General features: G+C 59.6%; 24 protein-coding genes and 1 tRNA gene. 7 read left to right on the top strand and 18 right to left on the bottom strand.

Features of this window, described 5'->3' with window-relative positions; all coding sequences use genetic code 11:
* The 4 genes from ACGVKB_RS01960 to ACGVKB_RS01945 form a co-directional block, all read left to right on the top strand.
* On the top strand, positions 1 to 310 hold a 310-nt coding region (locus ACGVKB_RS01960), incomplete at its 5' end, for a hypothetical protein (RefSeq protein ID WP_392349578.1).
* A 456-nt stretch (positions 311 to 766) separates the two neighbouring features.
* Complete coding sequence (locus tag ACGVKB_RS01955; RefSeq protein ID WP_392349577.1) at positions 767 to 1,180, top strand: DUF1499 domain-containing protein; 414 nt, start codon at positions 767 to 769, stop codon at positions 1,178 to 1,180.
* Positions 1,181 to 1,262: 82 nt separating this feature from the next.
* The gene (locus tag ACGVKB_RS01950; RefSeq protein WP_392349576.1) at positions 1,263 to 1,496 is read left to right on the top strand and encodes a hypothetical protein; all 234 of its coding nucleotides are present in this window, start codon (positions 1,263 to 1,265) and stop codon (positions 1,494 to 1,496) included.
* Between the two features lie 210 nt (positions 1,497 to 1,706).
* The gene (locus ACGVKB_RS01945) at positions 1,707 to 1,850 is read left to right on the top strand and encodes a hypothetical protein (RefSeq protein WP_392349575.1); all 144 of its coding nucleotides are present in this window, start codon (positions 1,707 to 1,709) and stop codon (positions 1,848 to 1,850) included.
* A gap of 1,248 nt (positions 1,851 to 3,098) precedes the next feature.
* Here the strand turns inward: ACGVKB_RS01945 and ACGVKB_RS01940 are convergent.
* On the bottom strand, positions 3,099 to 3,362 hold the full coding sequence (locus tag ACGVKB_RS01940) for a hypothetical protein (protein WP_392349574.1): 264 nt from the start codon (positions 3,360 to 3,362) through the stop codon (positions 3,099 to 3,101).
* 107 nt (positions 3,363 to 3,469) lie between these two features.
* Positions 3,470 to 3,543 (bottom strand) — tRNA-Arg (locus tag ACGVKB_RS01935).
* Between the two features lie 94 nt (positions 3,544 to 3,637).
* Between ACGVKB_RS01935 and ACGVKB_RS01930 the strand changes: the two genes are divergently transcribed.
* A complete protein-coding gene (locus ACGVKB_RS01930; RefSeq protein ID WP_392349573.1) occupies positions 3,638 to 4,420 on the top strand; it encodes a helix-turn-helix domain-containing protein in 783 nt (260 codons plus the stop codon).
* On the opposite strand, the gene ACGVKB_RS01925 is transcribed toward ACGVKB_RS01930, so the two are convergent.
* Both ACGVKB_RS01925 and rsmI read right to left on the bottom strand, forming a co-directional pair.
* Positions 4,408 to 4,635: a hypothetical protein gene (locus tag ACGVKB_RS01925; RefSeq protein ID WP_392349572.1), complete on the bottom strand. Its 228-nt coding sequence runs from the start codon at positions 4,633 to 4,635 to the stop codon at positions 4,408 to 4,410. The genes ACGVKB_RS01930 and ACGVKB_RS01925 overlap by 13 nt on opposite strands.
* Positions 4,636 to 4,657: 22 nt before the next feature.
* Positions 4,658 to 5,524 (bottom strand): 16S rRNA (cytidine(1402)-2'-O)-methyltransferase, encoded by an 867-nt coding sequence (rsmI, locus tag ACGVKB_RS01920; protein WP_392349571.1) that lies wholly within the window; start codon positions 5,522 to 5,524, stop codon positions 4,658 to 4,660.
* A 91-nt stretch (positions 5,525 to 5,615) separates the two neighbouring features.
* Between rsmI and ACGVKB_RS01915 the strand changes: the two genes are divergently transcribed.
* On the top strand, positions 5,616 to 6,530 hold the full coding sequence (locus ACGVKB_RS01915) for a 3'(2'),5'-bisphosphate nucleotidase CysQ (protein WP_392349570.1): 915 nt from the start codon (positions 5,616 to 5,618) through the stop codon (positions 6,528 to 6,530).
* Here ACGVKB_RS01915 and ACGVKB_RS01910 read toward each other — a convergent pair whose 3' ends face one another.
* From ACGVKB_RS01910 to sppA, 14 genes are all read right to left on the bottom strand, one after another.
* On the bottom strand, positions 6,531 to 8,696 hold the full coding sequence (locus ACGVKB_RS01910) for a polyribonucleotide nucleotidyltransferase (RefSeq protein ID WP_392349569.1): 2,166 nt from the start codon (positions 8,694 to 8,696) through the stop codon (positions 6,531 to 6,533).
* A gap of 139 nt (positions 8,697 to 8,835) precedes the next feature.
* Positions 8,836 to 9,138, bottom strand: a complete 303-nt coding sequence (gene rpsN, locus ACGVKB_RS01905; protein ID WP_392349568.1) for a 30S ribosomal protein S14 — start codon at positions 9,136 to 9,138, stop codon at positions 8,836 to 8,838.
* 62 nt (positions 9,139 to 9,200) lie between these two features.
* Complete coding sequence (gene rseP / locus ACGVKB_RS01900; RefSeq protein WP_392349567.1) at positions 9,201 to 10,283, bottom strand: RIP metalloprotease RseP; 1,083 nt, start codon at positions 10,281 to 10,283, stop codon at positions 9,201 to 9,203.
* Positions 10,284 to 10,307: 24 nt separating this feature from the next.
* Positions 10,308 to 11,585 carry a serine--tRNA ligase gene (gene serS / locus ACGVKB_RS01895; RefSeq protein WP_392349566.1) on the bottom strand — a complete coding sequence of 426 codons (1,278 nt, stop codon included), beginning with the start codon at positions 11,583 to 11,585 and terminating at the stop codon, positions 10,308 to 10,310.
* Positions 11,586 to 11,626: 41 nt separating this feature from the next.
* Positions 11,627 to 11,788 carry a hypothetical protein gene (locus ACGVKB_RS01890; protein WP_392349565.1) on the bottom strand — a complete coding sequence of 54 codons (162 nt, stop codon included), beginning with the start codon at positions 11,786 to 11,788 and terminating at the stop codon, positions 11,627 to 11,629.
* Between the two features lie 84 nt (positions 11,789 to 11,872).
* Positions 11,873 to 13,363 carry an AAA family ATPase gene (locus tag ACGVKB_RS01885; RefSeq protein WP_392349564.1) on the bottom strand — a complete coding sequence of 497 codons (1,491 nt, stop codon included), beginning with the start codon at positions 13,361 to 13,363 and terminating at the stop codon, positions 11,873 to 11,875.
* A complete protein-coding gene (locus ACGVKB_RS01880) occupies positions 13,360 to 13,884 on the bottom strand; it encodes a YceD family protein (protein ID WP_392349563.1) in 525 nt (174 codons plus the stop codon). The genes ACGVKB_RS01885 and ACGVKB_RS01880 overlap by 4 nt, the downstream gene beginning before the upstream one ends.
* The gene (gene yidC, locus ACGVKB_RS01875) at positions 13,881 to 15,026 is read right to left on the bottom strand and encodes a membrane protein insertase YidC (protein ID WP_392349562.1); all 1,146 of its coding nucleotides are present in this window, start codon (positions 15,024 to 15,026) and stop codon (positions 13,881 to 13,883) included. Before yidC ends, ACGVKB_RS01880 begins: the two co-directional genes overlap by 4 nt.
* A 54-nt stretch (positions 15,027 to 15,080) precedes the next feature.
* Entirely contained in the window at positions 15,081 to 15,491 is a 411-nt protein-coding gene (locus ACGVKB_RS01870; protein WP_392349561.1) for a PH domain-containing protein, read from the bottom strand.
* Complete coding sequence (rnpA, locus tag ACGVKB_RS01865) at positions 15,488 to 15,874, bottom strand: ribonuclease P protein component (RefSeq protein WP_392349591.1); 387 nt, start codon at positions 15,872 to 15,874, stop codon at positions 15,488 to 15,490. Before rnpA ends, ACGVKB_RS01870 begins: the two co-directional genes overlap by 4 nt.
* Positions 15,875 to 15,987: 113 nt before the next feature.
* Positions 15,988 to 16,125 carry a 50S ribosomal protein L34 gene (gene rpmH, locus ACGVKB_RS01860; RefSeq protein ID WP_392349560.1) on the bottom strand — a complete coding sequence of 46 codons (138 nt, stop codon included), beginning with the start codon at positions 16,123 to 16,125 and terminating at the stop codon, positions 15,988 to 15,990.
* 44 nt (positions 16,126 to 16,169) lie between these two features.
* Positions 16,170 to 16,751, bottom strand: a complete 582-nt coding sequence (locus ACGVKB_RS01855; protein ID WP_392349559.1) for a DUF2808 domain-containing protein — start codon at positions 16,749 to 16,751, stop codon at positions 16,170 to 16,172.
* Positions 16,752 to 16,831: 80 nt separating this feature from the next.
* A complete protein-coding gene (aroH, locus tag ACGVKB_RS01850) occupies positions 16,832 to 17,215 on the bottom strand; it encodes a chorismate mutase (protein ID WP_392349558.1) in 384 nt (127 codons plus the stop codon).
* Positions 17,212 to 18,024, bottom strand: a complete 813-nt coding sequence (gene sppA, locus ACGVKB_RS01845; protein WP_392349557.1) for a signal peptide peptidase SppA — start codon at positions 18,022 to 18,024, stop codon at positions 17,212 to 17,214. The genes aroH and sppA overlap by 4 nt, the downstream gene beginning before the upstream one ends.
* A gap of 53 nt (positions 18,025 to 18,077) precedes the next feature.
* Between sppA and ACGVKB_RS01840 the strand changes: the two genes are divergently transcribed.
* A complete protein-coding gene (locus tag ACGVKB_RS01840; RefSeq protein ID WP_392349556.1) occupies positions 18,078 to 19,019 on the top strand; it encodes a DMT family transporter in 942 nt (313 codons plus the stop codon).
* The last annotated feature ends 5 nt before the right edge of the window (positions 19,020 to 19,024 follow it).

Below are 19,024 nucleotides of genomic sequence, written 5' to 3'. Positions count from 1 at the left end.
TCTGCTGAAGGGGCGCCGCGGCGATGACGTTCTGTATGCCGGTGCATCGGGGCCGGATCGTCTCAGGGGAGGGCCAGGACGCGATCTATTCTGGGTATCTGCTGAAACTGGATCGTTTGTCACCATTCTCGATTTTGCGGCTCAGTCGGATCTGCTCGTATTTGATCAGGATTTGCTCAGGGTTGAGTTCGCCGCCGGTCGCCGTGGAACTGACGTTCTTGTCGACGGTGTTCGCGTGGCTTTCCTGGTCGGCACGGCCGGCTTGACGATCGCTGAGCATGCCGTGGCTCAGCCCTTTGAACTGCCTTAAGGACGCGTCACTGTCTCGGTGTTGTCGTCCGCGATCGGACGCCGCCGTTGTTCACAGGCGCGGCATTCCTGGCTGTCTAGCCCAAAAAAATTGAGAGACCGTGTGTGTCCACAGCTGTCACAGCGACGCGTCTCTGCTGGGGGTGATTCATAAGCCATCAGAGCAGGGCACAGACGTTCCACAGGTCACTCTTGCAGCGGAGCGACGACCTGCTAAAGGTCTTAAGATGAGATTAAATCTGGACGACTGCGTCAGGAGTTTGTGCTCGGCGCACTCTTGGATTTCTTTCGAAGAATCCAGGGTCCTGCTCCTGGACGCCTACCGCCGTTTTCGGGGTCAAGCCAAATACGGTGGAAATATCGTGCAAACCCTGCTGAGGATTGAAATCTCGATCCTTCAGCGTGCTTCTGAGCAGGAGCTGAAGCAACGCTTGGCTTTGGCGCGCGAGTGGTTCTGATGTTGGCGTCCCTGCTTTCTTCTGTCCTGGCGTGGTTGATGGTGTTCCATTTCGCCGGTCCGATTCCACAGGATCTCGGAGTGGATCAGGGGCATTTGCGAGCCTGTGCGCAGCCGCAGCACTGTGCACAGCTGAGGCTGACGAGTGCAGATCCTGTGGGGCTGTTCATTGCATTGCGGCAGAGCCTTGATGCCATGCCCAGGACGCAGCGTCTCAGTGCAACAGAGACCTACGTTCATGTGGTGGCAACCAGTGTCGTCTTTGGCTTTGCCGATGACGTGGAGCTTGCCCTCGATCGGCGTTCGGGTGCTGTGGAGCTCCGCTCTGAGTCGCGGCTCGGGGAAAGTGACTTTGGCGTGAATCGTCAACGCCTGAATGGACTTCAGGAGCAGGTGCGTGAGTTTCTTGCTTGAGGGTTTGGATCCTTTCTGGATCATTCGAGCTTGAATTTTGCCCACAAGGCGTATAAAATTTTGCTTGAAAGTTTTGATTGCAATGACTAAAGCCCTGCTCGGTCTTGGCGTTCTGATGTTGTTGCTCCCTGCTGAATCTCTCGCTCAGAAGCGAATTCCCAAGGCTCAGGGTCACGATCAATGCCCTCTGGGGTATGTGAATACGTTGAAAACAACTTGCGTTTCCCCGGTTTATTACGAGATGAAGCTCACCAATGGCGAAGCTTGCGACAGCGGTTGGATGAATGTCGGTGCCGGATACTGCCGTAAGAAGTGATCGCTAACGGCTTCCTCGGCACGTCAACTCAGTGAAATCAAGGTCTCAGTCGGATCCTTTCTGGATTGGAGTGAGACCTTTTTGGTGGTCAGGCGTTGATCAGGTTGTCACCAAGATCGAGTTGTCACCAAAAAGGGGTGTTCCTGGATGCGTTGTTCGACCACAGTCCCCAGTGACGGGGCCTTGGATGCCTCACTCTCCAAAAGAACGATGAAAATCGACACCGCCCACGCCGAACCCATGGGAACACTGATGGTCGAAGGATCTCACCGACCCTTCCATGCCTTGGCCTGTGCGCTCCAGCCATCCACTGTTCGCATCAAGCACAAGATCCGCTCAATGGCCGCTCAATGAGCTTGGTTGGTTTGAAGCGGCTCTAACCGCATTCACCACAGCCGAAAACTACTGGTGTCGATGGGCCAATCATGCAGTTTTTGGCTCATGGCGATGCCAATCATGCAGGGTGCGATGAGTGTGCAGACAACCGCCGCCATCCATCGGTGTCTGGGTTGAGATGCGTACGTGGATTGGTGGGAAAACCCGTTGATCGCGTTCGTCATGGCTCGGTCCCTGCTCAGCAGACTCTCCTGCTGCAGTGCATCAGTTGCCTTGACGTTGGCTGAGACATTCCAGTGAAGGGTCTGAGGACGCTTGATCGCCGCAGACCGTCTGGGAAAAATGCACGCCCCCTGATGGATTCGAACCATCGACCGACTGCTTAGAAGGCAGTGGGTCATTTGGCCAAGATTCCTTTTGCTGCAACGCTTTTGGGTTTTCAGAATCCCCTCAACTTGCATTTTTAGTTGCAAATTGCAACTGGCGAAGCCAGTGCCTCCGAGGCAGTTGCTCTCAGTCCTCCTCGAGCAGGCCGGCCGTCATGCCGCACTTCACCACCGCATCGGTGCGGAACATGATCGCCAGCTGATCCATGGTGTTGGCGAACGTTCTGAGTTGCCACAGTCCTGCTGCATCACTCCATTGTGGTCACTCCTAAGGAGTGCTATGGCTCCGCTCCCTGAATGCCCTGCCTTGCTTCAAGAATAAGATTAGAGATAAAGCAATCATAGGGAGAAAGATGAACAAACCGTAGGATGCCTTTGTTAAAGAGTTTGCCAAATCTGGCGGAGATGGGACAAGAGCTAAAGCCCATATAAGAGCGACAAAGCGTATGCTCAAGCCGGCGTCACGGGCCCTGCGGATATCAATAGGCACAAAGAGGGCAAAACCAACGACGTCGGAATTGTGTGCTTTTAAGGCGAAATTAAGGGCGTCGCTATGGTCAAGTTCGGATGCCAGGCCATACATATAGTGCAATCCCTTGCTGAATAAAAGGAAAAGAGCAAGGAAAGCCATCCTGTAAATCACGGATTTTAGATATTCCAAGCGCGACAACTCACCCCGCCAGTCAAAAAAAGCTGGGACTTTTTGCATTGGGTGAGATCAATTACTCATAGTCTGGACTCAATGGCCTCCGGCAACAACCCCTAATTGAGCGATTTATTCAGCGGGCTTATCCCCTTCCGGGTCGCAGTTGCTTCGGCTCGATCAATCTCTTAAATGATCTTGAACAGATCCATGTCACGGAACAGATCGGCGTAGCCCTCACCGCGGCACACCATCGCCCCAGCGCCATTGACCCGTGTGGTCTTGGATCAGCTCATGTGGGTTGCCTCGCCAGCCGAGCAGCTTGCTGTTGGTTAGGTCCTCCAGGGCCAGCGGTCCCTCCACGCCATAGCGCCGGCACTTGTTGAACAGGGCCACCACCTGCAGCTCCTGGGCGTACCGGGTTGCTGATCGGGCCAGACGCTTGGCATCGAGCTTGATCAGATACCTGCTGCAGGCCAGCCAGCAACGGGCCTCCTTCACTCCCAACTCACCGAAGACAAGGGGTCGGCATCCACCACGGACCTGCGGTCCAACTCAAGAGTTATTGAGAACGCTGAGAAAGGCAGTGAGAGACTTGTTTTTTGTGACGCCCCCTGATGGATTCGAACCATCGACCGACTGCTTAGAAGGCAGTTGCTCTATCCAGCTGAGCTAAGGGAGCAGGACCCATGCAGTTTGACAGCTGAATGGGGATGGCAATGGGGTCCGTGGCCTGGTGCCACTAAGGTTAAAAGCTGTGCAGAGGTAGCGAAGGGATGGCACCGCGTCGTCTCAGTGACAACGACAAGCAAGAGCTTGTTGGTCGCTACAAATCGGGTGAGAGCACGGCGGCGTTGGCTGACGCCTTCGGCTGTAGCCCCAACACCGTGACCCGGACAGTGAAGGCTCTGTTGCCAGCAGAGGCTTACGCCGCTTTGAAAGTCAGTCGCCAGCGGATGCCCGTTGCTGTGACCACGTCGCCCGAATCCGAGCCCATCCAGGCTGCCGGTGATCCAGAGGATGCCTCCGATGAGGACACCCTCGCGGACGATTCACCATCCAGTCTGGCCTTGGCAGATGCCGAGGATTTCGGCGGTGAGTCTGCGGATGAGGAAGACAGCGAAGACGCTGCGGACATCGAACCCGTTGATCCCGATGCTGTAGCGACAGCCTCCGATCCTTTCCTCGAGTTGGTGCCTCTGACGTTGGACCAGGGCCTGGGGGACCATTCCGAGGCCAACCCCATTCCTTTATCGGTCAGTGTGTTGCCGACCAGTGCCTACATGCTGGTCGACAAAGTCGTCGAGCTGGATGCGCGCCCTCTACGAGAGTTTCCCGATATGGGATCACTCAGCGCCGCTGAACAGGAGCTCAAGGGGTTGTATCTCTATGCCAGTCCTCGAGCGGCCAAGCGCCAGTGCAACCGCAATCAACGGGTGATCAAGGTTCCTGACACGGAGGTCTTTGTTCGGACCAGTTCTTTCTTGCTTGCACGGGGGATCACCCGCTTGGTCCTGGATGGCACCTTGATCGCCCTCGACTCCGATCAGTCGTCCTGATTGGGCATCAGGACTGCGGCGCTGCTGCCTGCGCTGATCACACCGATCACCAGCGATACGCCGATCAGGAACCCGCTGGGTAAAGCGACAGAGCGCATCGTGCCTAGCTGCAGTTGATGGCGGTCGTCGAGATTTTGAGCTCCCAGACAGAGCAGCGTCAGCAGGACAACACCACTGCCAAGGCTCAGCAGCACAAGACGGAGGCGCAGCAGCATCCCAATTGCAATCCGATTGTTCTCAGTCTGATCCCTGCTGGTGCAGCAATCCATAGAGCTCACGTTTGGAGAGCCCTGTTTCTTGGGCAACATCTCTGGCGGCATCTCTTGCACTGCTGCCCGCATTCAGGCGTGCCTTCAGAAGGCTCAGCAGTTCCTGTTGCGATGGTGCTTCCGATGGGGCAGGCGGAGCCCCACCCAGAACCACGGTGAATTCACCCTGGGGGCGATGGGCCTTGAAATGCTGGATCGCCGTCGCGATGTCCGGGCCGATCTGTTGTTCATGCCGTTTGGTGAGTTCGCGGGCGACCTGAATGGCGCGATCCCCTCCACATAAAGCCTCGAGTTCCTCAAGCAGTTGAAGCAGCCGATGGGGGCCCTCGTAGAGCACGGAGGTTCTGGCCTCCTGGGCAATGCTCTTCAGGCGAGTGTTCCGATCCCGGCCCTTGGCTGGCAAAAAGCCTTCAAAACAGAATCGACCACTTGGCAGGCCACTGCTGACCAGGGCGGTGGTGGCGGCACAGGGCCCGGGCACACAGATGACTGGATGTCCGGCGGAGCGGGCCGCCGCAGCGAGTTCTTCCCCTGGATCGCTGATGCCCGGTAGGCCGGCATCGCTGATCACCGCCAGGCTTTGATCCTCCGCCAGCAGCGCCAGCAGTTGTGGCAGGCGCGTGCGGGTGTTGTGCTGATGGAACGACAGGCGCTTGCCGTGGGCGTTCAGGCTGCTGAGCAGTTGTCCACTGTGGCGTGTGTCTTCACAGGCGATGACATCGACTGTGCTGAGCAAGGCTTTGGCGCGGGGTGAGAGGTCCCCGAGATGACCGATAGGTGTTCCCACGAGATACAGGGTTCCGGCAACGGGTTCCTGGCCTTGCTTTGGAGACACCTGTGCCGGCTCAGTGGGACTCCCTTGATTGTGGCTTCAGGCGATCCATGTCGGGCGTTCCATCACAATGGCCATCCCCTTCAGGTGACCCATGGTCAGCTCAGATGTTCTGCCCGCCGGTGTTGATCAGGAGGATCTGCTCGCTGAACTGCGGCGTCTTAGCTGGGGATCAGCGGATATCCTCCGGGCCTATGCCCGAGGTGAGCAGCCCCCCCACGGGTTCCCGAAGGCGCTCAGTGTTGACGATGGTGGTGAAGGGCCCGTGTCTGCCGCGGATCTCGCGGTGAACCAGTGGCTGCTGGACGGCTTGTCGGCGGCCTTCCCGAATGCCGGTTGGACCTTGCTCAGTGAGGAAACCGCTAAGGAGCAGCTGACCGAGGGGGAGGCTTTGCCAGCGGAATGGCTCTGGATTCTCGATCCGCTTGATGGCACCAAGGACTTTCTTCAGGGCACAGGGGAATACGCCGTGCATTTGGCTCTGGTGCGGGGTCAACGTCCGGTGCTGGGCGTTGTGCTCCTACCGGAAGCGGATGAACTCTGGTTTGGTGTCGTCGGGCAGGGAGCCTGGTGCGAAGACCGTCAGGGTCAGCGTTCACCGGTGCGGTTCAGTGAGCGCACCGAGTTGTCTGATCTGATCCTGGTCGCGAGCCGCAGCCATCGCGATGATCGCTTGGAGCAACTGATCACGGCCCTGGGTCTGGGGGGATCCAAAGCGGTTGGAAGTGTGGGCTGCAAAGTGGCCACGATCCTGCGGGGCGAGACCGATCTGTATGTGTCTCTGTCCGGCCGTAGTGCTCCCAAGGACTGGGACATGGCTGCGCCGGAAGCGGTGTTGCTGGCCGCCGGCGGACGCTTCACCCACGCCGATTCCAGCGCCCTGACCTACAACACAGGCGATGTGCGACAGGCTGGTTGTCTGATTGCCAGCCATGGAAAAGCCCACGTCGCACTGGGTGAGCGTGCGACGCGGGCGATGGCCGAGATCGATCCCGGCTTCCAGGTCTGATCAGGTCAGCGGTGCCACGGGGGTGGGCTGAGGCTCAGGCTCTGTGGCATCGCCGCTTTGGGGGACACCGCGGAGGGTGAGGTTGATGCGTCCGCGATTGTCGATTTCGCGCACACGAACGGTGACCTCGTCTCCGACTTTGACCACATCTTCGACTTTCTCGACCCGGGCTTCGGAGAGCTGGGAGATGTGAATCATTCCTTCCTTGCCCGGAAGAATCTCGACGAACGCACCGATCGGGATGATCCGTGTGATCGAACCGGAAAACACTTCGCCCTCGTTCACCTTGCGGGTCAGCCCTTCGATGATCTTCTGAGCTTCTTCAGCGGCGGCGCCATCGTGGGAAGCGATGGTGACGATGCCGCTGTCTTCGATATCGATTTTGGTGTTGGTGCGTTCCGTGATCCCTTTGATCGTGCGACCGCCGGGGCCGATCACGGTGCCAATCAACTCGGGGTCGATTCGGAAGCTCAGCAGGCGAGGGGCATGGGGGGAGAGCCCTTCCCGCGGGGTGTCGATGGCTTCGAGCATCTTCTCGAGGATGTGCAATCGGGCCGGTCGGGCCTGATTGACCGCTTCAGCGATGGTTTTCACCGACAAACCGGTGATTTTCATGTCCATCTGAAGGGCGGTGATGCCTTTCTCACTGCCAGCGACCTTGAAGTCCATATCGCCCAGGAAGTCTTCGATGCCCTGGATATCCGTGAGGATGCGGACGTCATCGCCTTCCTTGATCAGGCCCATCGCAGCACCACTCACGGGAGCCTTCAGCGGAACGCCGGCATCCATGAGCGAAAGGGTGCTTCCGCAGACTGAGCCCATGGAGGTGGAGCCATTGGAGCTGAGCACCTCGCTGACGACACGCACCACATACGGGAAGGTGTCTTTCGCCGGAAGCACCGGGAGAATCGCCCGTTCAGCCAAGGCACCATGACCGATTTCGCGACGGCCTGGGGAGCGCATCGGTCGGGTTTCTCCGACGGAATAGGGAGGGAAGTTGTAGTGGTGCAGGTACAGCTTCTCAGTGTTGGGATGGAGATCATCCATTTCCTGAGCATCGCTGGGGGTGCCCAGGGTTGCGGTGGACAGGACTTGGGTCAGCCCACGCTGGAAGAGTCCCGAGCCATGGACGCGACGGGGAAGGACGCCAGCAAGGGCGCTGATCTGACGCACTTCATCCAGTCCCCGGCCGTCAACCCGCTTGCCATCCTTAAGGATCTGTTGGCGCATCAGTGTTTTGGTGAGCGCCTTGAAGCTGTTGCCGAGCAGCTTCGAGTTGGCGGACACCGCCTGCTTCACAGCATCGTCATCCTTGAGCCCTGCGATGGTTTCGGCGACCTCTGACTTGATGACATCAAGTGCGCTGTCGCGCTCTTCCTTGGTCTGTTCGAACTTCTTCAGCACGCCACCGATGGCCTTGCTGCATTTCTTGTCGAGGAAGCCAGGAACTGTGTTGTCCAGCTCAGGGGTTTCGACCTTCACTTGCTCGATGCCGAGATCCTTGAGCAGGTTCTGCTGCGCTTTGATCAGTTCGCAAATCGCTTCGTAGCCGAAGTCAATCGCTTCAATGACATCCTGCTCGGGCAGCTGGTTGGCACCGGCTTCGACCATGACAACACCGTCAGGGGTGCCAGCAACGACGAGGTCGAGATCGCCCCGTTCAATTTCGCGGTAGCTGGGGTTCAAGACAAAGTCATCACCCAGCAGGCCAACCCGAACCGCTGCCATCGGTCCGTTGAACGGAATCTTGGCCAGCAGGGTTGCAATGGATGCACCTGTGACAGCCAGGACGTCGGCGGGAACCCGCTCATCCAGGGACAGGCATGTGGCCACAACCTGGAGGTCATCCCGAAGCCAGCTCGGGAACAAGGGACGCATCGGACGGTCGATCAGACGCGCCGTCAAGGTGGCCCGCTCAGGGGGACGACTTTCCCGGCGCATGTAACTGCCTGGAATACGTCCTGCGGCATACAGCCGTTCTTCGTAGTCGCAGATCAGCGGCAGAAAATCAATTCCTTCTCGCCCGGAAGAGCGTGTCGCAGTGACCAGAACAGCGGTGTCGCCGCATTCGACCAGAACGGATCCCCCCGCCTGGGGAGCGAAACGCCCTGTGGTCAGTCGAATTTCGCGTCCATCAAACGAAATCGACTGGGTTTGTCCTTGCACGTCGGTTTATGTCCCTTTGTCAATTCCATTTTTGCATTTCATCGCTTCCATTCACAACAAAAAAGGGGACGGCTTTAGGCCAATCCCCCTTTTGTTTGTCTTGTGCTCAGATTTCAGTGGGTCCACCGAATCCGATGGATCACCAGCTGGACTTCACTACGCCGGGAAGTTCACCTTTGTGGGCCCGTTCGCGAAGCTGGTTACGGCACAGTCCGAAGTCGCGGTAGACGCCACGGGGCTTGCCGGTGGCCCAGCAGCGGTTACGAACGCGATTGGGGGCGCTGTTGCGGGGTAGAGCCTGGATCTTGCGGTGAATCTCCAGACGATCCATCGGATCCTCAGCTGCATTGAACGCCTCCATCAGTGCAGCGCGCTTGGCGGCAAAACGCTCCACCATTTTTTTGCGCTTCACGTCGCGGGCGATCATCGACTTCTTGGCCATGCAGCTCTCAGAAACGAATGGACGAATAGTGGAGTTTACAGGTCGACTGACCCCGAAGGGCATCAACGGTTGATCAAGTTCTGGACGGCGGAGAGTTGGCTGGTGTCGCGCACGATCAGCACCACCGTCAGCCCAAGCAGCAGCAGAAAACCTGACTGGGCGAAGGCCAGTTGAAACCGTTCGGGGACAGGGCGGCCGCGCAGGGCTTCAATCGAGAGCAGCAGCATCTGGCCTCCGTCAAGCAGTGGAAGGGGCAGTGAATTCAGCACCGCAAGGTTCACGGAGATGAGTGCCATGAACAGCACAAGACCGGAGCCTCCCTGCTCACTGAGCTGCGCTCCCATCTCCACAATCTTGACGGGACCGCTCACTTGACCGGCGGTTGTCTGGAAGTCAGTGATCAATCCGCCATATCCACTGATGGTTTGTTGCACAAGACGGGCGAACTGGGTGGACGTGTGACCGATGAGTTCGCCAGGACCGTTCACGGGCCGGGTGGCTCCGTTGAGGTTCGTCTGCAGTTGCGCTCCAATGCGCCCCTGCCCCGCCATGTCGTCGGGCGTCAACTCAATGCCACCGGCCTGGCCCTTGCGCTCACGGGTGATCGCCAGGGTTTGCGCTGGTGCCGCTTTCACCAACCGAACGATCTCCTGGACGCCGGCCTGACCAGCCTTCAGGGCTGTTTCATTGACGGTGAGAATGAGATCTCCGGACTGCAAGCCCGCGCGCTCTGCAGCACCACCGGGCTGAATTCCCACCACGAGGACACCGGGGTCGGGATCGGCTGGCAGGCCCACGACAGCAGCCTGTCCAAACAGAACGACAAAGGCGAGCAACAGGTTGGCCAGGACCCCCGCTGCGATCACCAAAGCCCGTTGATGAATCGGCCTGTTCTTGAGCAGGTCTGGATCATCACTCGCAATCGTCGAGTCTTCGTCGTCATCGGGGAAGGCCACAAAACCGCCCAGGGGGAGCAGGCGAAGGGCATAGGTCACCCCCCGTCGCTGACGTTTGATCAGCGCTGGACCGAAGCCGATCGAGAAGCCGCTCACCCGAATGCCCTGCAGTGTTGCGGCAAAGAAATGCCCCGCTTCGTGGATCACGATCAGCAAGGCCAGAACCCCAAGGGCCGCAAACACATTCATGGGCATTCGATCAAAGACTTCGGCTCATTCTGGCTTGAGCTGCTCCATGCCGACGTAGGGCACCAGTGCTTCAGGGAGGCGGATGCTGCCATCGGCTTGCTGACCGTTCTCCAGTACGGCCGCCATCGTCCGACCGACAGCGAGTCCGCTGCCGTTCAAGGTGTGCACCAGGCGGGTGTTTTTCCCTTCTTTGGTGCGAATGGAGGAGCGACGCGCTTGAAAGTCACCGCAGACGCTGCAGCTTGAGATTTCGCGATAGGCCCCAGCGCCAGGCAGCCAGACCTCAAGGTCGTAGGTGCGCTGTGCTGAAAAGCCCAGATCCCCGGTGCAGAGATCCAGCACCCGGTAGGGCAGCTCAAGGGCCTGAAGCACGGCCTCCGCATCCGCGGTGATCTGTTGATGGGCCTCCGCTGAGTGATCCGGGTGCGTGAACCAGTAGAGCTCAACCTTGTTGAACTGATGCAGACGGATGAGGCCACGGGTGTCACGGCCATAGCTTCCCGCTTCCCGGCGGAAGCAGGGGCTGTACGCGGCGTAGCGGAGGGGGAGTTGGTCGGCGGGGATGATTTCATCGCGATGCAGCGATGTCACGGGCACTTCCGCCGTTGGCGTCAGCCAGAGGTCGTCCTCGGCGCAACGAAAGCTCTCATCGGCGAACTTCGGCAGCTGCCCGGATCCGGTCAGGCTGGCTGTGTTGACCAGAACGGGGGGGAGAACTTCCCTGTATCCCTTGCTGGTGTGGAGATCCAGCATGAAGTTGATCAGCCCCCGCTCCAGACGAGCGCCTTGGCCGATCAGGGTGACGAAGCGACTTTGGGCAATCCGAACGGAGCGTTCTGTGTCGAAGAGGTTGAGCCGTTCGGCGATCTGCCAATGCTCTTCGAGACCGTCGTCCTGCCTGGGATGACCCCATCGCCGCACCTCGATGTTGTCCGATTCGTCCTTGCCATCCGGACATTCGGCAGACGGAAGGTTCGGGAAGTGGAGTAGCTGATCCTTCAGCTCCGTGTTGAGCTGTTTCTCCTCGTCTTCAAGGACCGCAACCTTTTGTTTGATGGCATTGCCCTGTTTGCGCAGCTCTGCGATCTCATCGCCCTTGGGATCAGCACCGGCTTTGATCCGTTGACCAACGTCCTTGCCGATGCGATTGCCTTCGGCTTGGAGGTTGCTTCGCTTCTCTTCCAGGCTGCGTTGTTGCTGGGCAATCAGCTGCAGGCGGGTGAGGTCGACGGCTTTTCCCCTGCGACCCAGCTCCTGGGTGATGGCATCGGGATTGTCACGCACAAGGCGCTGGTCGAGCACGGTTCCGTGGGCATCAGCGCCGGCAGCCTATGGCAGCTTGATCAGATCACCTGGCCGAGCATCACGGCCGCGACGGCGGAAAAGACGGTGATGCCCAGTGCAGTCAGGGGGTTTTGACCTTGGGCCACGGCGACGGTGGTAATCACTCCGGCACCGAGGCAGGCGACAGCGAGCTGTGCAGTGAGGTCACTCGGACGGTTCATGGAAGCTTCTCTTCTGGCGCTGAGCGGACCGTACGTAGCTCTGCCTGTCGCGTCTTTCGCCAAGGCTGGCTTCGTTACCTGGGTTCAGGGTTCGTTACGTGTCGCAATGGAGGCGGGTCGGGCCCGACCGCTGCTCGCCCAGTTTTTCAAGGCGTCCAGCTGTTCGCGTGCGGTTCGCGATAGGGGGATCAGCTGGGCGGCGGCCAGGATCAGATCCATTTCGCGCAGCTCTCGGCTTTCGGCAAACGCCAGGTGCATGGCCTCGATCACCACCTGCTCGAGTTCGGCGCCAGAAAATCCCTCGCTGCGACTGATAACGGTCTCGAGGGGCAAATTGAGCCGAGGACGTCGGCGGTTGAGGTGAAGTTCCAGGATGCTGCGACGCTCTTCAGTGCTCGGGAGGTCGAGCAGGAAGATTTCATCGAACCGCCCTTTTCGCAGAAGTTCGCCGGGAAGCTGCTCAACCCCATTGGCGGTTGCCACCACAAAGACCGGCGATTGCTTTTCAGCCATCCAGGTCAGGACACTGGCCAGCACGCGCTGACTTGTGCCTCCATCGCTGCGTCCATCCCCGCCGAAGCCTTTGTCGATTTCATCGATCCAGAGGACGCAGGGTGCCATGGCTTCCGCGCGCTGAATGGTTTCTCGCGTCCGGGCTTCGCTGGCTCCGACTAAACCGGCGAACAAGCGTCCGACATCGAGGCGCAACAACGGCATCGACCAGCTGCGGGCGATCGCCTTGGCGGTGAGTGATTTCCCGGTTCCCTGGGGGCCGACCAGCAACACACCTCGAGGGACGGGTAAGCCAAACCGCCGTGCATCCTCCGAAAAAGCACGTTGGCGCTGATCCAGCCAGGCCTTGAGAGCATCCAGGCCACCGATCGCTTCTGTGCCGGTTTCGGTCGCGCAGAACTCCAGCACTTCGCTGCGGGCGATCGTTTGGCGTTTTTCTTCGAGAACCTCAGGCAGGTCCTCGATGCCCAGTTGCCCCCGTTTGGCTAAGGCTCGGGCGGCCACCTGGCGCACGCGCATGGCACTCAGACCGCTGCAAGCCCGGGCCAGGGCATCAAGCACCTCCGTGGTCAGCGCATTGCCACTGCTGCTGGCGATGCTGCTGATCAAGGCGCGTAGATCTGTGCCGTCCGGTAGGGGAAGGTCCAGAAGGGTGAGTGCTTCCTCGAGATCCGTGGGTGGGGTCCAGACGCCACTGCAGAGCACCAGGGTGTGTGGAGTGCTGCGAAGACTGCTCGCCAGATTGCGCAGCATTCGGGCGATGCCGGGGTCGTCGCAGAAGCGATGGAAATCACGGACCAGCAGCAGCGTGGGCGTCGACGGATCGAGTTGCTCGAGCCACTGCAGGACGGCCATGGGTTGGCGGCTGCCCAGTCCTTCCTGGTTCAGCACGCCGCTCAGACCGCTGATGAAGTTCCAGTCGCAGAGCCGATGCTGAAGTCTTCGGCAGGTCTGCTCGAGGAGCTCAAACACCCGTTGCTCTTCGGTGCTGCGAACCCAGATCAGGGGGGTTCTGGCCCGGATTAACAGGTCGAGATGCTCACTCCATTCGGCGCTGCTCATGATGGTTCGCTGAGTCGCCGCAGCGCATCCCAGCGAGGGTCGATGGCCGCTTGTGGCGGGGCTTCAGCGGTCTCGCGCAGGGGAACGCCAGGCCCAGGACAGTGCTTGCCGCAATGATTAACCACGGGCAGGAGCAGGTTGAGCTGCTCGAACACCCATTGTTCTGGGTCAAACAGTCCACGGGGGTCGAGGGATTCGACCAGTCCATCCATGGCCGCGATGTCTTCTGATTCCTGGAGATCGCTGTCGGTGGGGGGGGCATCCCCCAGCCAGATCAGTTCTGAAGGCTGACAATCCAGCTGCTGATTGAACTGGCCAAGACAGCGGTCGCAGGTGAGGGTGACGATCGTGGACAACTCCCCCTGCACCGACAACACATTGCCTCGATGTTCGGCACTCATCTGGCCGCGGACGGGGGTCAGGGTCGGCAATGACTCGAGCTGTCCCTCAACAGTCCAGGCCTTGGCTACGCCCAAGGCCCGCAGTTCCTGTAAAGGGATGGGCTCGAGTCCGTCAATCATTTACCGCCTTTGGGTTCGAAGGGCAGGCGATTGTCAGACACCACTCCAGCTGATGTTGCCGTCGCCGCCACCGTTTTCTGCGTGAGCTGCTGATCAAGAATCTGCTGCAGATTGTCGGGCAGCGGTTCACGACTCAGGATGAATGTCTGCAGAGCCTGGAAAATGTTGGCGATCACCATATAGAGGAGAACACCGGCCGGCAGAGGGAAGAACAGGAACATGCCGGTGATCATGACCGGTGTGATCTTGTTGGCTGTCGCCTGCTGGGGGTTGGCCGGCATGCCCATGCCAGACAGGAGCTGGGACAGGAAGAGAGTCAGGCCAAACCCACCAACAAGAATGGCGATATCCCAATTGACGGCACCGTCGGCATAGAAGCCAACCTGGCCAAGAGCTTTGATGAAGAGGAATCCGCTACGGGCGGCGAGCCCAGGGATCTTGGCTTCCACCGTGGCGTCACCGGCACTCAGGGCTGTGATGGTTCCGTCCTGACTGACGCCGACGACATCGTCACCCTTGGTGATCGTCCAGGTCGGCGCGAAACGACTGGCGTCGTCCAGTTCTCCGAGAACTTCCGAGAAGGGGCGCCCATCTTTGGTGTGGAGATTGACGGTGGCGCTGTCCCCGACGCCGAATTTGGTGCCGCGGGGGAGGCTGGCAATCACCGGCACGTGGTCGGTTTCGCCAATGAAGATGGAGTGGCTGGCGCTGTTGAACGGCTTCGGTTCCACAGCCGCGATCTGATCGGCCGGAAGAACCTTGAGATTCAAGGTGTATGGCACGTCCGCGAACGGTGATCCACGCAGGGTTGCGAACAGCGCAAACAGGATCGGCATCTGCACGAGCAGAGGCAGGCAACCCGCCAGGGGGCTGCCGAACTCCTTCATGACCTTGCCCAGCTCCTCCTGCTGCTTCTGCATGTTGTTGGCATAGCGAGCCTTGATGTCCGCTTGCCGTTTCTGCATGACCGGCTGGGCGATCCGCATGCGACGGGCGCTACGAATCGAGCCAGCACTCAGGGGGTAGAGGGCGACACGGATGACAATCGTGAGTGCCACGATCGCCAGTCCGTAGCTGGGAACCAATCCGTAGAAAAAATCCAGGATCGGGATCAGCAGGTTGTCGGAGATGTATCCGATCACGTTGGTTGTCCCGTTGTTGGAGTCGTTGTGGGGCCAGTGTGCAACAGCATCCGCCTAGGCGGCGAAGCCTTCGACCGGCTTTTCGGAAGGCGCTGCAGCCCGTGCTGCGATTCGCTCGAGGATGAAGGCTTCAATCTCCCGGAAATTCGGCAAGGACCGCATCTCCAGTCGTGCCCCGTCTTTAAGCACCAGCACCATGTCACCCCAGGCGCCGAGCCCCCGGGGAACCGTGCGCACTTCCTTGATCTGGCTGTAGACCACTTGAGTCTTGTCGTTTCCTTTCCATCCGCCGCTCACAGACACGCGACGGTTGGTGATCCGGAAGCGAAGCCAAAAGGCACGGACAACGGCACCGATCGTGAAGGGAATTCCGATCAGAGTGAAGCCCAGAAGGATATTGAAGATGAGATCACCGCGAGCGGGCCCCCCCTCGTAGTGCACTTCTTCCGGAATGCTGCTGGTCATGGATGCAGGCCGGCTGACGTAAGAAGACTGTCGCATTCTTCGAGCAACTGCGCGGGATCAATCGCTGAAGCGTCTGGTCGAAGGCTGATGAGGAGCCATTGACCTGAAAGTTGTTCGCAGGATTCGAGTCGTTCCCGAAGGTGGGCATGAAACAGCCGCCGTAAGCGGTTGCGTTTCACCGCGCGTTTGCTCACCTTGCTGCTGATCACGATCGCGCAGCGGCAGCGTTGCAGCCGTGCGGAGCGCAGTTCAGGACGCAGCAATGTCGGATCACCTTGGATGGTGCGGAGAACCATCCATCGGCCGTGGTGCCGCTTGGCGGAGCGAAGCAGCCTGTTGAAGCAGCGCTGCCCCCGCAGTCGCATCGAGGCTGGGAGTGCCATCAACCGGAGCACAAGCAGAACGACATCGAAAAGCAGAACAAAACCCCGAACTGCCTTGGCCACTTAGGGCATGACTGTTCGAGGTTGGTGATGTTCGGCTGAGCTCAGCTCAATCAGGCTGCTAGGCGTGAACGGCCGCGCTTGCGGCGGGTGCGAATGACCCGACGACCGGTGTGGGACCGCATGCGGACCCGGAAACCCGACACGCGTTTGCGCTTGCGACTGGTTCCACCGAGGGTGCGTTTGGTCATGGCGTCTGTGTCGTCCGTCCGATCAGAGCTAACTAATTTATCAGTCAGTCCACGTCGATCAGCCAGCTGCCGGCGTAACCGGACATCGGGACGTCGCCAGGCGCTTGGATCAGCGCATTCAGCTGATACATGCGCTTGCCGCGTGGATTGAACAGCTTGACGCGCAGGGAGTAGTCACCGTCCATGGGTAGCGGCTGATCCGGGAACACTTCGATCGCCGTTTGCGTGTCGTTGACTTCGATGGTGGCTGGGATGGTCTCCAGGCACTTCGTGCGGCTCATCATGCTGCCGGCTGTGGTCCGGCAGAGGCTCATCCGTTTCGGCTTCAGCTTCGCGTCGAAATAATCCGGGATGGTGACCGTGAGTTTTAAGACGGCGGTTTTGCGGTCCTTGGCCCGAAGGGTGAGGTACCACTCGGATCGATCGCTTTCGAGTGTTGAGGTTTGGTAGTAGTACAGCTTCCGGTAGTTCCGGTCGGTATCCCAGCGGAATTCCATCAGGCTTGGAGTGCCCTGGGCCCGTGCCGCTGATCCTTGGGAGATCAAGTCGGTGGGGACCACCAGAGCCAGTCCGGTCATGGCAGCGGCGCCGATCCAGCGGCGCAGGCTTTTGCTCTGAATGGGCATGGACGAGACCGTGGGGCGTTGTCTGGATTCTCCTGAGTCCCATGCCGATGCGAGAACGGTCTGGGCCGGCGTCTGATCTGTCAGTTGTGACTGGATCGGTCTGGTCGCAAACGGCTGGCCGCCTCGAGGTAGGGATGTTGTGCGTTCTGACCCAGCGGCAGCCACGCATGGGCGAGAACACGGATGCAGCGCTCCAGATCTCCTTGCACCGCCATCTGCTGACAATCCAGTAAGGCGACACCATCCCAGCCATCGCGGCGTCGGGCGACGGCGGCTGGGAAGCAGGCATCAAGGTCCGTCGTGACTGAGAAGGTCAGAGAGACAATCCGATCCGGGGTGAGTGCATTGCGCTCGACCAGCGCATCGATGAGGTCTCGAACGGCCTCCTCGATGGCCGTCAACGAGTTCTCGCGGCACGTGGTTGCCCCGCGTAGGCCAACCAGATGCAGGGATGGGTCAGTCATGGTCTGTAGAGCCACAGAACCTGGCCATTGCCCATCAATTCAAGACTCACGCGCGTCTGGAGTTGATGCAGGACCGCCGAGCCCGGCAAGAGGCCACTGAACTTGCGTCGTTCTTTTCCCAATGTGATCGGGCGGCTTTTCTCCTCATCCAGATCGGCGATTTTGGCGGCGAGTCGCCGGGCATGCTCCTCATCGCCGAGTTCATCCACCAGGCCTAGGGCGAGGGCTTGCTCACCACTGAAGACGCGGCCATCGGCAAAGCTCTTGACCTGGTCAGTCGTGAGTTGTCGTCCGGCGGCCACAACACCCACGAACTGTCCGTAACTGCTGTCAATGAGCTGCTGAAGCAGTTCACGTTCATCGTCGCCCAAGGGCCGATCGGGGGAAAGGATGTCTTTGAACCTCCCACTTTTGACCGTGTCGAAACGGATCCCAATCCGTTCGAACACCCGTGACAGGTCATTGCCTCGAAGGATCACACCGATCGAACCGGTGATCGTGCCTGGATTGGCCACGATCCGATCGGCGGCAACTCCGATGTAGACGCCCCCTGATGCGGAGATGTTGCCGAAGCTCGCGACAACTTTGCAGCCCTTGTCGCGCAGGCGCAGCAGAGCGGCATGGATTTCCTGGCTGTCGCCAACGGTGCCTCCGGGGCTGTCGACCCGCAGCAGCAGGGCAGGAAATTCACGGCGTTCGACTTCACGAAGTGCCTTGAGCACCCGTTTGCGCGTGCTTCCCGAAATCGCGCCCTCAACAACGATCCGCGCCATGCGGCGGCGTGATTTTCGGCGCCACGGCCAGACCATGTCTCACAACTGTGTTCTTTCGGATCTTAAAAAGGTCTCTGCCCCCGAATCGCATGTCACGTCAACTCCTGTGGCTGCTGATGGTGCTGCCCTTTGCGCTTTGGGGAACCGCCATGACGGCCATGGCGCCGCTCATCCCCAGTGGTGGACCTTGGCTGGTGGCCGCACTGCGTCTCTTTCCGGCAGGGCTGGCCGTTTTGATTTGGCTTCGTGCCACCGGTCGTTCCACTGGCATTGACCGTCGCGACCTCGGCTGGTTTGCCTTGTTCACGCTGGTGGATGCCGTGCTCTTTCAGGGGTTGCTGGCGCTGGGTCTGGCGGGGACCGGCGCTGGCCTTGGCTCGGTGTTGATCGATTCACAACCGTTATTGGTTGCCCTGTTCGCTCGAGGTCTCTTTGCCGAATCGATCAACCCCATCGGCTGGCTGGGCCTGGGCCTTGGTTTGGCTGGGATCCTCTGCCTGGGTGTCCCCGGTGAGTTGCTCGGGCACTGGTGGTTGTTGCGGGATGCGCCGGGGCTGACTGTGGTGTTGCAACCGGGTGAAGGTTGGATGTTGTTAGCGGCGCTGGCGATGGCCCTGGGCACGGTTCTGATCCGTTATGCCTCCCGGCACAGTGATCCGGTTGCCACAACGGGTTGGCACATGCTCATCGGCGGATTGCCTCTGTTCGGTTGTTCTGTGCTGGAGCGCGGTTGGACCCTGCCTCCGTGGCACATCACCGATTGGATGCGGATGGGGTTTGCGAGTCTTTTGGGCAGTGCAGTGGCTTATGGGTTGTTTTTTTGGTTTGCCAACCGTCGGGATCTCACCAGTTTCAGCAGCCTTGGCTTCCTGACCCCCGTCTTCGCTTTGGCCACGGGAGGATGGTTCCTGGGTGAGCGATTGGATCCCCTGCAATGGGTGGGCGTTGGTCTGGTCCTGGCTTCGGTGATCTGTGTCAGCCAGCGGCGGCGCCTGTGGGAGCAGGCCGCCGTGTCTGAAGCGATGGTGTGATCGCC

Origin of the sequence: Parasynechococcus sp., assembly GCF_042954325.1 — a bacterium.
Taxonomy (GTDB): Bacteria; Cyanobacteriota; Cyanobacteriia; order PCC-6307; family Cyanobiaceae; genus Parasynechococcus.
Note: the sequence above shows the minus strand (reverse complement) of the source record. Positions and strands in the feature narration are given on the sequence as shown.

Excerpts from the sequence above, each read along its gene's own strand:
- ACGVKB_RS01950 (WP_392349576.1), top strand. The coding sequence starts at position 1,263 with ATGACTAAAGCCCTGCTCGGTCTTGGCGTTCTGATGTTGTTGCTCCCT.
- rpsN (WP_392349568.1), bottom strand. The coding sequence starts at position 9,138 with ATGGCCAAGAAGTCGATGATCGCCCGCGACGTGAAGCGCAAAAAAATG.
- ACGVKB_RS01930 (WP_392349573.1), top strand. The coding sequence starts at position 3,638 with ATGGCACCGCGTCGTCTCAGTGACAACGACAAGCAAGAGCTTGTTGGT.
- rseP (WP_392349567.1), bottom strand. The coding sequence starts at position 10,283 with ATGAATGTGTTTGCGGCCCTTGGGGTTCTGGCCTTGCTGATCGTGATC.
- ACGVKB_RS01870 (WP_392349561.1), bottom strand. The coding sequence starts at position 15,491 with ATGACCAGCAGCATTCCGGAAGAAGTGCACTACGAGGGGGGGCCCGCT.
- sppA (WP_392349557.1), bottom strand. The coding sequence starts at position 18,024 with ATGGTCTGGCCGTGGCGCCGAAAATCACGCCGCCGCATGGCGCGGATC.
- ACGVKB_RS01925 (WP_392349572.1), bottom strand. The coding sequence starts at position 4,635 with ATGCTGCTGCGCCTCCGTCTTGTGCTGCTGAGCCTTGGCAGTGGTGTT.
- ACGVKB_RS01885 (WP_392349564.1), bottom strand. The coding sequence starts at position 13,363 with ATGAGCAGCGCCGAATGGAGTGAGCATCTCGACCTGTTAATCCGGGCC.
- rpmH (WP_392349560.1), bottom strand. The coding sequence starts at position 16,125 with ATGACCAAACGCACCCTCGGTGGAACCAGTCGCAAGCGCAAACGCGTG.
- ACGVKB_RS01840 (WP_392349556.1), top strand. The coding sequence starts at position 18,078 with ATGTCACGTCAACTCCTGTGGCTGCTGATGGTGCTGCCCTTTGCGCTT.
- rnpA (WP_392349591.1), bottom strand. The coding sequence starts at position 15,874 with ATGGCACTCCCAGCCTCGATGCGACTGCGGGGGCAGCGCTGCTTCAAC.
- aroH (WP_392349558.1), bottom strand. The coding sequence starts at position 17,215 with ATGACTGACCCATCCCTGCATCTGGTTGGCCTACGCGGGGCAACCACG.
- ACGVKB_RS01880 (WP_392349563.1), bottom strand. The coding sequence starts at position 13,884 with ATGATTGACGGACTCGAGCCCATCCCTTTACAGGAACTGCGGGCCTTG.
- ACGVKB_RS01915 (WP_392349570.1), top strand. The coding sequence starts at position 5,616 with ATGGTCAGCTCAGATGTTCTGCCCGCCGGTGTTGATCAGGAGGATCTG.
- ACGVKB_RS01890 (WP_392349565.1), bottom strand. The coding sequence starts at position 11,788 with ATGAACCGTCCGAGTGACCTCACTGCACAGCTCGCTGTCGCCTGCCTC.
- ACGVKB_RS01855 (WP_392349559.1), bottom strand. The coding sequence starts at position 16,751 with ATGCCCATTCAGAGCAAAAGCCTGCGCCGCTGGATCGGCGCCGCTGCC.
- ACGVKB_RS01945 (WP_392349575.1), top strand. The coding sequence starts at position 1,707 with ATGAAAATCGACACCGCCCACGCCGAACCCATGGGAACACTGATGGTC.
- ACGVKB_RS01955 (WP_392349577.1), top strand. The coding sequence starts at position 767 with ATGTTGGCGTCCCTGCTTTCTTCTGTCCTGGCGTGGTTGATGGTGTTC.